10 protein-coding genes and 1 riboswitch are annotated in these 9554 nt (G+C 57.7%); of the genes, 2 read left to right on the top strand and 8 right to left on the bottom strand.

Translation table 11 applies throughout. From position 1 onward, the window contains the following. Nucleotides 1–378: 378 nt before the first annotated feature. Both ACVW0C_RS12310 and psbB read right to left on the bottom strand, forming a co-directional pair. Complete coding sequence (locus ACVW0C_RS12310) at nucleotides 379–477, bottom strand: photosystem II reaction center protein T (protein WP_011431949.1); 99 nt, start codon at nucleotides 475–477, stop codon at nucleotides 379–381. A gap of 106 nt (nucleotides 478–583) precedes the next feature. Continuing rightward, nucleotides 584–2116: a photosystem II chlorophyll-binding protein CP47 gene (gene psbB / locus ACVW0C_RS12305; RefSeq protein WP_011431948.1), complete on the bottom strand. Its 1533-nt coding sequence runs from the start codon at nucleotides 2114–2116 to the stop codon at nucleotides 584–586. Between the two features lie 360 nt (nucleotides 2117–2476). On the opposite strand from psbB, the gene ACVW0C_RS12300 reads away from it, so the two are divergent. Further along, the gene (locus ACVW0C_RS12300) at nucleotides 2477–2773 is read left to right on the top strand and encodes a 2Fe-2S iron-sulfur cluster-binding protein (protein WP_414350488.1); all 297 of its coding nucleotides are present in this window, start codon (nucleotides 2477–2479) and stop codon (nucleotides 2771–2773) included. An 86-nt stretch (nucleotides 2774–2859) separates the two neighbouring features. Further along, nucleotides 2860–2967 (top strand): photosystem II reaction center protein PsbM, encoded by a 108-nt coding sequence (gene psbM, locus ACVW0C_RS12295; protein WP_071818137.1) that lies wholly within the window; start codon nucleotides 2860–2862, stop codon nucleotides 2965–2967. A gap of 138 nt (nucleotides 2968–3105) precedes the next feature. On the opposite strand, the gene ACVW0C_RS12290 is transcribed toward psbM, so the two are convergent. The 6 genes from ACVW0C_RS12290 to ACVW0C_RS12265 form a co-directional block, all read right to left on the bottom strand. Further along, nucleotides 3106–3492, bottom strand: a complete 387-nt coding sequence (locus ACVW0C_RS12290; protein ID WP_457385656.1) for a VOC family protein — start codon at nucleotides 3490–3492, stop codon at nucleotides 3106–3108. Nucleotides 3493–3698: 206 nt separating this feature from the next. Beyond that, nucleotides 3699–5066, bottom strand: a complete 1368-nt coding sequence (thiC, locus tag ACVW0C_RS12285) for a phosphomethylpyrimidine synthase ThiC (protein ID WP_457385654.1) — start codon at nucleotides 5064–5066, stop codon at nucleotides 3699–3701. Nucleotides 5067–5071: 5 nt separating this feature from the next. Further along, nucleotides 5072–5173: riboswitch (TPP riboswitch) on the bottom strand. 112 nt (nucleotides 5174–5285) lie between these two features. Beyond that, complete coding sequence (locus ACVW0C_RS12280; protein ID WP_414407536.1) at nucleotides 5286–6023, bottom strand: DUF1995 family protein; 738 nt, start codon at nucleotides 6021–6023, stop codon at nucleotides 5286–5288. A gap of 40 nt (nucleotides 6024–6063) precedes the next feature. Next, nucleotides 6064–6528: a GUN4 domain-containing protein gene (locus tag ACVW0C_RS12275; protein WP_457385652.1), complete on the bottom strand. Its 465-nt coding sequence runs from the start codon at nucleotides 6526–6528 to the stop codon at nucleotides 6064–6066. A 51-nt stretch (nucleotides 6529–6579) separates the two neighbouring features. Further along, complete coding sequence (locus ACVW0C_RS12270) at nucleotides 6580–7107, bottom strand: hypothetical protein (RefSeq protein ID WP_011431942.1); 528 nt, start codon at nucleotides 7105–7107, stop codon at nucleotides 6580–6582. A gap of 344 nt (nucleotides 7108–7451) precedes the next feature. Continuing rightward, nucleotides 7452–9404, bottom strand: coding sequence for a bifunctional metallophosphatase/5'-nucleotidase (locus ACVW0C_RS12265; protein ID WP_457385658.1), 1953 nt, complete (start codon nucleotides 9402–9404; stop codon nucleotides 7452–7454). Between the last annotated feature and the right edge of the window lie 150 nt (nucleotides 9405–9554).

The following is a 9554-nucleotide window of genomic DNA, read 5'->3' as shown; positions in this document are numbered from 1 at the left end:
GTCAGGACTTGGGTCATGGTTCTATCGTAACTTCCGCATTCCTCCCGGCACTGACCCTACGGGTACAGTGCGGGGCTCCTGCGATTTCTAGCTGAAGAGTACCGAAAAGGGTCTCAGTAGCTCTGAGAACTCCCCCCTCCTCTCCCAAAAGGAAGGATCCTCAGGTTGCCGCTACTTGACTATTTAACTATTTATTTTGGAATCTTATTTTGGAATCACTCCATTCCGAGTTGCCGCTACCCAACCGCAAATAGGAAAGCTGGAGAGAGCTCCGGCCCCATCCAGAACTAAGCCTAAACCACAAATCTCAAAAGAGACTGACCTTCCCTCTGCCTTGCTTGAGCCCGGCACAGCAGGAACGGCAGCCACTACCCTGGGTTACTTCTTGGTAATTCTCGGAGTTTCCCGAAAGGCGACCGCGAAAAACAGAAGGCCCAACGTCAAAAACAGGATAAAGGTGTAGGTGATGGCTTCCATACAAAACCTCCATTTCTAAGGGGGCTTGATTCCAGATTAACTCGGAGCCGCCAGCACCCCATCTCCAAAGTGAAGCAGAGTGCCGACGGCATCGCCGAAAAGGGCTCTAGGCTTCCTGAACCTTGCGAGTGGTGGGATCCCCTACTTTCTGGAAGACGCCGAACTCCACCATTTCCTCGCTCATATTGGGGTCAATACCGGCGAACACATCGCGGAAGAGAGTGCGAGCGCCGTGCCAGATGTGGCCAAAGAAGAACAGCAGGGCAAAGACCGCGTGAGCAAAGGTAAACCAACCGCGGGGGCTGGTGTGGAAGGTGCCGTCCGCCTTGGGGGTTTCTCGGTCGAACTCAAACAACTGACCCAACTGGGCCTGGCGGGCATATTTCTTAACCGTTGCCGGGTCGGTAAACACCTGACCGTCCAGCTTGCCGCCGTAAAACTCCACCGTCACGCCCACCTGCTCAAAGCTGTAGCGAGACTCTGCCCGACGGAAAGGAATGTCTGCCCGCACCACGCCATCGGCATCCCGCAGAATAACCGGGAAGGTTTCGAAGAAATTGGGCATCCGCTGCACCGTCAGCTCGCGCCCTTCGCGGTCACGGAACACCGGGTAGCCCAGCCACTCGATGGCAATGCCATCCCCTTTGTTCATGGGGCCAGCTCGGAACAGTCCCCCCTTGGCCGGGCTGTTGCCCACGTAGTCGTAGAAGAGCAGAGACTTGGGCAGGGAGTTGTAGGCCTCGCTGCGGGTCATCCCGGCTTCCATGGCCGCATTTACCCGGCGGTTAATCTCCTGGTTGAAATAGCCAGAATCCCATTGGTAGCGGGTGGGACCAAACAGCTCCACAGGGGTAGTGGCGCTGCCGTACCACATGGTTCCGGCCACCACAAAACCGGCAAAAAACACCGCCGCAATCGAGCTGGAAAGCACCGTCTCGATGTTCCCCATTCGCAGAGCGCGATAGAGGCGCTGGGGTGGGCGTACCGTGATGTGAAATAGACCTGCAATGATGCCCACGATGCCTGCAGCAATGTGGTGGGCCACCACCCCTCCGGCGTTGTAGGGGTTAAAACCGGCTGGCCCCCATTCCGGTGCTACCGGCTGGACGTGCCCCGTCGTCGCATAGGGATCGCTCACCCACATCCCCGGGCCAAAAACCCCCGTCAGGTGAAAGGCGCCAAACCCAAAGCAGAGGATCCCGGCCAACAGCAGGTGGATCCCAAATATTTTCGGCAGATCCAAAGCCGGCTCGCCGGTGCGGGGATCCCGGAATAGCTCCAGATCCCAGTACACCCAGTGCCAGCAGGCCGCCAAGAAGAGCAAGCCGGACAAAACGATATGAGCAGTAGCTACCCCTTCAAACGTCCAGAAGCCCGCATTGGCTACGCTCTCGCCGTAGATATTCCAACCGCCCCAGGAGTTGACCACCCCCAGGCGAACCATAAATGGCATGACAAACATGCCCTGACGCCACATCGGATTCAGGACAGGATCCGACGGATCGAAAATGGCCGTTTCATAGAGCGCCATCGACCCGGCCCAACCTGCTACCAGAGCGGTATGCATCAGGTGAACCGCGATCAGGCGACCTGGGTCATTCAGTACAACCGTATGGACCCGATACCACGGTAGTCCCATAAAGCTCGGTCCTCCACGTTCTCCAACACTTGCGCGATATCCAGTCAAAATTAAGCCGACATCTTACCTGGGATCCTGACCTGAGCAGTTTCTTCAGAGTCGAGGGGTGCCGCACCCGCTTGAACCCCTGAGCGCACCCAAGAGGATATCGCTCTCAGAATTTCCATCGCGGGCATCAAACAGTATAACGAAACGCTACCGACCTGAGTGGCTTCAGGCAGGATGCCGTCTCACTTTAGGCATCATCTTCCCAGATCTCTCGCCAGAGATTAAAAATATGACTTAAAATGTTACAATACTTAGCAACTGTGAGCGCTCTCCTGGCTCAGTCTGAAAGGTGTCGTGGTTTCTGGCAGGGGTATGGCAACGATCCGCTTCGTCAACGAGAACCGAGAGATCTTCGTCGCTGAAGGCGCTAACCTGCGCCTGAAGGCTCTGGAAAACCAGATCGATCTCTACAAAATGATGGCCAAGCTGCTCAACTGCGGCGGCAACGGCCAATGTGGCACCTGTGTGGTGGAGATTGTCGAGGGATCCGAGCATCTCTCCCCTCGCACCGAGGCAGAAAACCGCAAGCTCAAGCGCAAGCCCGATAGCTACCGCCTTGCCTGCCAGACCAAAGTGCTGGGGGATGTTTCCGTCAAAACAAAGCCCTAGCCTTGGCCCGCCTGTTTTCCCTTTGGGCAAGTCGCACCTCAGAGTGGTATGCTGACTGCCAGTTGGGCTTGTGGCATTTGTGAGTTATGGAGACGAACTACCTGGGCATCTTGGCCACCCTCTTAGTTGTTCTGGTGCCCGCCATCTTCCTGGTGATTTTGTACGTGCAAACCTCCAGCAGATCTGGTGACTGAGTGGGCAGCTCCTGCCGATTCAAATTGGGCAAGGGGTATTCCTAAAGCCGGTCAAAAAGGGGATCCCCTGTGTACAAGAGGATCCCTTTGCGTTGGACAAACTGAGAGTACTTGGGGGAGCGCCCTCAAGGTGCTAAGTCAAGCTGTGGCTTGGGCTGCCTTGGCTTGGTCGAAGGTTCCCGCAGGTTCATACAAAAACTCAAACAGGTTGCCGTCGGGATCCTTGCCGTAGAAAGAGGCCGTGCCATCCCTGTGGGTGTGAATGGCCCCTACCGGGATCCCTTGGGATTTCAGGCGTTGGTGTTCTTGCCGAAGCTCCTCCAGGTTGTCGAAGACAAAGCCAAAGTGGGGCCCTGCTGCGCGATAGCCCGGCCCCAATAGCGCCAGCCCATCCTCTCCTGCCTTCATGTAGGCCCAGTCGGGATCCTGCCAGACGTTGACCATGCCCAGCTTTTGGTAGAACTCCACCGCCTTGGGGATGTCTTCTACCCGGATGGCGACATGCCCGAGTTGTCTAAGTGCCATGTCATCCTCTGTGCTCAAGTGAGCCAACTGCAACGGTTCTCCTCCAGATCAGCTTGACACACTCCCCACCCCGAAGGGTAGGGATCCCTGCGGTAGGACAGAACTTTAGACCCAACTTTTTGACAGCTTGAGGCTGGGATCCCAACCCAGTCCATAGGCAGGACAGAAGATGGTTTCAACCCATTGGATTGGGGATGAACCAAGACTTATCCTGTTGGCTGCGCGGTCAAGAACCGCTCCAGCTCGCTCAAAGCCTCTGCATCCATTTTGGTTTGCATGGGGCAAAACTTTGGCCCACACATGGAGCAGAACTCTGCCGTTTTGTAGATATCTGCCGGCAAGGTCTCGTCGTGATATTCTCGAGCTCGCTCCGGATCCAAAGACAGTTCAAATTGTCGGTTCCAGTCGAAGTTATAGCGAGCTCTGGACATCTCATCATCGCGATCCCTGGCCCCAGGCCGGTGACGGGCAATATCGGCAGCATGGGCGGCAATTTTATAGGCAATTAAGCCGTTGCGCACGTCCTCTGCATTGGGCAAACCCAGGTGCTCTTTGGGGGTGACATAGCAAAGCATGGCTGCCCCGTACCAACCGGCTAAGGCTGCTCCAATGGCGGAGCTGATGTGGTCATAGCCTGCCGCAATATCGGTTACCAGAGGTCCCAAAACATAGAAGGGAGCCTCATCGCACTCCTCCATTTGCTTGCGCACGTTGAATTCAATTTGATCCATCGGCACGTGGCCGGGCCCTTCCACCATGACCTGCACATCGTGCTCCCAAGCCATGCGGGTCAACTGGCCCAGGGTTTTCAACTCCGCCAGTTGCGCCTCATCAGAGGCATCGTGCAAACATCCCGGTCGCAAAGAATCTCCCAGACTAAAAGAAACATCGTATTTCTTGAAAATCTCGATAATGTCGCGGAAGTGGGTATAAAGCGGGTTTTGTTTGTGGTGGGCCAACATCCAACGGGCCAGGATCCCACCCCCACGAGAAACAATTCCCGTCAGGCGGTGGCGTACCAACGGAAGATATTCGATCAGGATCCCGGCATGGATGGTCATGTAGTCCACCCCTTGCTGGGCCTGCTTTTCGATAATATGCAAGATATCTTCTGCCGAGAGTTTTTCGACATTGCCATGCACGCTTTCTAGGGCCTGGTAGATGGGCACCGTGCCAATGGGCACTGGAGAAGCTTGGATAATGGCTGTGCGAATTTCATCCAAATCGCCCCCGCCGGTGGACAGATCCATAACGGTATCGGCGCCGTATTTGATGGCCAATTTCAGCTTTTCCAGCTCTTCGGCCAAGCCCGAAGAAGTAGGGGAAGCGCCAATGTTGGCATTGACTTTGCACCGGGAAGCGATCCCAATGCACATCGGCTCGAGGTTGGTGTGATTGATGTTGGCAGGGATGATCATGCGACCCCGGGCCACTTCCGAGCGGATCAGTTCAGGCGGCAGGTTTTCCCGCTGGGCCACATACTCCATCTCTTCGGTAATCACGCCCTGACGGGCAAAGTGCATCTGCGTTACATTTGCTTGCCCACGGCGACGGGCAACCCATTCGCTGCGCATGTTGTCAACTCCAGTGCTCGCTTTCCTACGCTGGTATGAACCAGATCAGGTTCTGAGGATGTAATCTCAGCCTGGGGGGGGATCCCCAGACACTCCTAGCGTGGTGTGATCATATCACCGAAATAGAGATGAGGCGGGGAGCTTTATAGTCTTTATTAAAAGAGTTTGAGATAGTACTAACCCTCACCCCTGGCCTCTCTCCCCATGAGATCCTGACCCTCACAGGGATCCCAGCCAGCGCCGCCAGCTCCACCAGGGATCCTTTCCCTTGCTGGCCCTGAACAGTTCGGCCACTTCCTCGCCGGTGGGCTGGGCAATAAAAGTCTTCAAGACGCTGTAGAGGCCGGGCTCTTCCTGCTGCCACACGCTCCAGGGATCCGGATAGGCCCGAAACAGGGCCCCCTCCACCAGGGAGCGCAGGTAGTAGCTGGTCTCAAAGGTGCTCAGGAACCGCTGCCGCAGCCGGCGACCGGCCAGACCCACCCCCACGGTGGCGGCATCCTGCAATTGGGGGTTGAGGAGAACGACGGGTTTGGGATCCCGTCCTTTGGAAGCCAGCCCAGAGGGATCCCCGCCACTGACCGCTTGGCAAACCCGCTCCACCTGATCCAAGCTGTAAACCGCGGGCATCACCAGCAGGAGGCTCTGTTCTGGGGTAGGTTGAGTCCGGGAAGTCAAGCTCTGTAATTCAATCCCTTCTGGCAGGGATCCCCATTCCCGCTGGGCCAGGGCTGCTCCGCCGGCATCGCTGAATAGCACCAAAGCAGGCGGTTGCAGCAGCTCCAAGAACGGGCGGGACAATACTTCTGGCTTGATGTCGGGGGCCAGGATCTCGATGAGCAGGCGGCGATATCCTGCTTGCATAGCCAGCCGTGTAGCCTGGATGGCCTGCTCACAGGCCTGGGCCAGGTCGATAGGCAAGTTGGGAAATTGGGTTAGTTGCAGTTGCTCGGCCACAGTCTAGTCCAATTATGATTTAGCCAGTAACCAGGGATGCTCAGCCAGACACTTCTTCCCAAGCCTTGTGGGTGAGCAACTCCTCCAGAACCCGCACCCCCCGCAGTTGGTTGGAAAGGGGCAGGTGGCCCTTGGGGGCGGAGAGATCCCAGATGAACTCGTCAGGGTAGCGAGTCCAGTGGTAGCCCTGCTTCCAGCCGATGAGGGGCCAAAGGCGCTCCCAGTTGCGGTTCACCCCCAGCCACAGTTGCCGCTGCACCGAGTAGCCAAAGCGATCCCCGGAGGCCGCCCGCCACAGGTGATCAATCGTTCGCAAATCCTCCACCGGAATCCGGCTCACCTCAGAAAAATACAGCCAGCCCCGCCGCATTGCCCCCTCTCCTGCCGCCCGACATAGCAGTTGTAGGCTCAGCCGATCCGCCTCCAGCCAGGCTCCCGCCGATAACAGCTCCTGCAGAGGACGATAGTCGATATTCAGGGCTGAAGTCAGAGGGACGGTCACCATTGCCAAGTTGCAAAAGGTCTCCCTTGATTTTAGTCCCTGCTGTCTGCCCCCTCAGGTTTCAGGCGGGTACTTGGGCGGATCCCCGAAGATGATGCGATAGCCGATGTACGCCACCCCCAACAGCCCTGCCAGGATCCACAAGAAAGCCGAAAAGGGCATGTAGGAAAAAAAGACAAGATAAACCCGGCGACTGAGCCAAGAAAAAATAAGATAGACTGCCGCCAAAATGCCGATCCCTTGCAAGGTGCGAAAAGCCGGCACCCGCGAGAGAGGCATGCGCTGCCGCGCCACCCAGATAGAGCTAAGAAAAGTCCAGGGAGGCACCAGCAGCAAGAACATATCCGCCTGCTTCACCACCGCCTGCCAGCCGGCGGTGTTGGTGGCATAGGCCAAGTAGCCCGCCCAGAGGACAAGAGTTACCGCTCCCAAGCCGATACTTAAGCTGAGCAAAAAAGGCTCCTCCCATTGGCCTGGGATCCAGTCGCAGAGAACCCAAACCACCCAAGGGGTGGCAAAGAGCAAAAGCGCAATGGCTAAGCCATTGGCGTTGAGCTGGGTAAAAAACGTCTCCAGGGTCATGAACAGCAAAAGGAGCGAACGTCACCTTGATGGTAATGATTCCTCCTTGAGGAAGCAATTCAATCCGTATACAAATCCACCTATTGTGGGCAATGCCCGCAAGGTTCACGGCCCGCCTGGGCACCCCGGTAAACGTTGCCAAGTAACACCAGCAGGGATAGGAGTAGGAAAAAGAAAAGGGATCCTTGACACTGGCCAGGGATCCCTTCCTAAAAAGCTCAAGACATTTCTCCGGCACGCTGCTGAGGCAACTCATCCAAGCCAATCTCCCCTTTGGCAAGAAGGAAGCCCGGCACCGGATTACCACTCCTCTGGACCAATCTGCCCCAGTCTGTTAACCCAATCTACAGACCTTGCAGCACTGTATCGGGGCGGGCCGACAGATTCTGGATGCGGGTATCCTGGGCTGGCGGGGTGTCCGGTTCGGTGAACACGCCGATCTGCCGCAAATACCGAGCCAAGGCATCTTGCTCGCTGCCGGGGGTGTCGAAGGTAATGCCAGAGCTGGGGGCCAAGTTGACCCGGTTGAGGTTAGACAGGCGAGGGAAGGGATAGTCATCCCCACCATTGGCCAAGAAGTCCAGGGTCACCAGGCGGAAGGTGCGTCTGGGATCCCCTTGCACTTGGCCGTTGCGCACCACCACATCCCGACCTGTGGGCGTATCCACCCGCAAGGAGAGGACGCGGGATCCCGGTGGCCGCGAGGGATCAAAGCTAAAGGCAAAGCCGCCAATTTGGGGGAAGCGGCCCGGCGTAGCTCCCGGCTGGGTTTGCGCTACCCCATGTTCCACTATCTGCTTCAGTTCCTCAGCGGTGACGGTCAACAGAGAGAGGCCGTTGTTAAAAGCAAGGGCCGTTTCGATGTCCAGCTGAGAGATTTGACCGGACTGCTTGCCGGCCTCAGGGTTAGCCACCGGTGGGATGCGCCGCACCGGCTCACCGCCGCCGCCGCCGGTGGTAGCCCCAATGGGAGCGCGAATGCCACCGCCATTTTTCAGGGAGATAACTGTAGAAGGATCGACCGTTCTGGCGTAGGCCAGGTTGGCATCGGCAGTGAGGTTGCCCAGGTTGGTTTCCTCGGTGCGCACCTCTGCCCGCAGGCCGTTGAGAAATTGAGTGGTGGAGCCAAAGGTGCGGCCATCCTTGGTGCGGATGATGTTGCCGATCTCATTGGCCACCCGAACCACGTCAGGATTGGGGGTGCCCCTGACAGCTGCTACCCCTTGGTCGTCGGTGGCATAGGCACCGCTCACCGGGTCAATGCGGGCAATAACCCCGTTGGCGTCGAAGCTGACCACCAGGCGGCCCACGTAGCGATAGTTGGAGCCGGTGTTGACCACCGCCACCGGTTGACCACTGGCGGAGGAGCGCAAGATGGGGTAGTCACCCGTGCGGGTATCCGGCAAATCAGTGCGCAGGCGATCGGTGGGCTTGGCGATCACCCGGTGGGATCCGCCGGCAATGATGATGTCCACATTTCGCAATTGGCTGGCCAGGGCTACCTCGTTTTGCAACTGTTGCAGATGGGCTAGGAGGATAATTTTGTTGATGCCCTGAGCGGTGAGTTGATCGACGAAGCCCTGGATCAGGGCAGCACTTACCTGGTCGGTGTCGTCCACCCTGCCTTCTACCCTCACCTCGGGGCCGGGGCTGGAAATGGCAGCCAAGCGAGTGGTGGTGGCTCCCACCAAGCCAATTCGCTGCCCTCCTACGGTAATCACTGCTGTCTTGGCAATTCTGCCTCGAATGGAGCTGGCCTCTTGGCCATCGGCGGCAAAGTCAGCGCTGGCCAATTCCCCGGTGCCGCTGAAGCTGAGGTTGGCGCTCAGATAGGGAAAACGAGCCCCAGCGTAGCCGCGGCCCGTGTCGGGCCGAATTAGATCGCGAATCTGGCGCGTGCCTTGGTCGAACTCGTGGTTGCCGAAGGCAGCCGCCTCAAAGCCAATGGCGTTGATGATCTCGATATCGGCTTTGCCAGGGGTGAGGTTGTAACGGCCTTGCAGAGACCGATCCGTGCTGGCGTTGTAGAAGGGGTTGGGGATATAGTTGTCCCCACTGGAGAGCACCACCGTGTTGGGAAATTGGGGGCGCAGAGCGTTCACCACCGCCGAGAAGCGCGGCGCATCTTGTACGGCAGCTATCGAGGCTTCCAAGTCGCTGGCATGTAGGATTTGCAGGGTAAAAGCGGGCGGCTGAGTCGAGAGAGCCACATTGGGATCCGAGGCGATAAACCCAGCCCCTCCGCCGGTTGGGGGAACCGAGCTGCTGCTACCGCAGGCGCTGGCCAGGCTCAGCACCAAACACCACAACCCGACCCACAGGGACCTGGCCAGAGGGTTCAGCCAATCCGGGAGCCATCTCTTGGCAGGGGCAGACCCTCGAGCACGGCAAGCTGGTTTCATGACAATTCCTTCACTCCATCCGCAAGAGAGGACGCATCCGCGTTC

The sequence above is a fragment of the Thermostichus sp. OS-CIW-26 genome, assembly GCF_054058395.1.
Note: the sequence above shows the minus strand (reverse complement) of the source record. Positions and strands in the feature narration are given on the sequence as shown.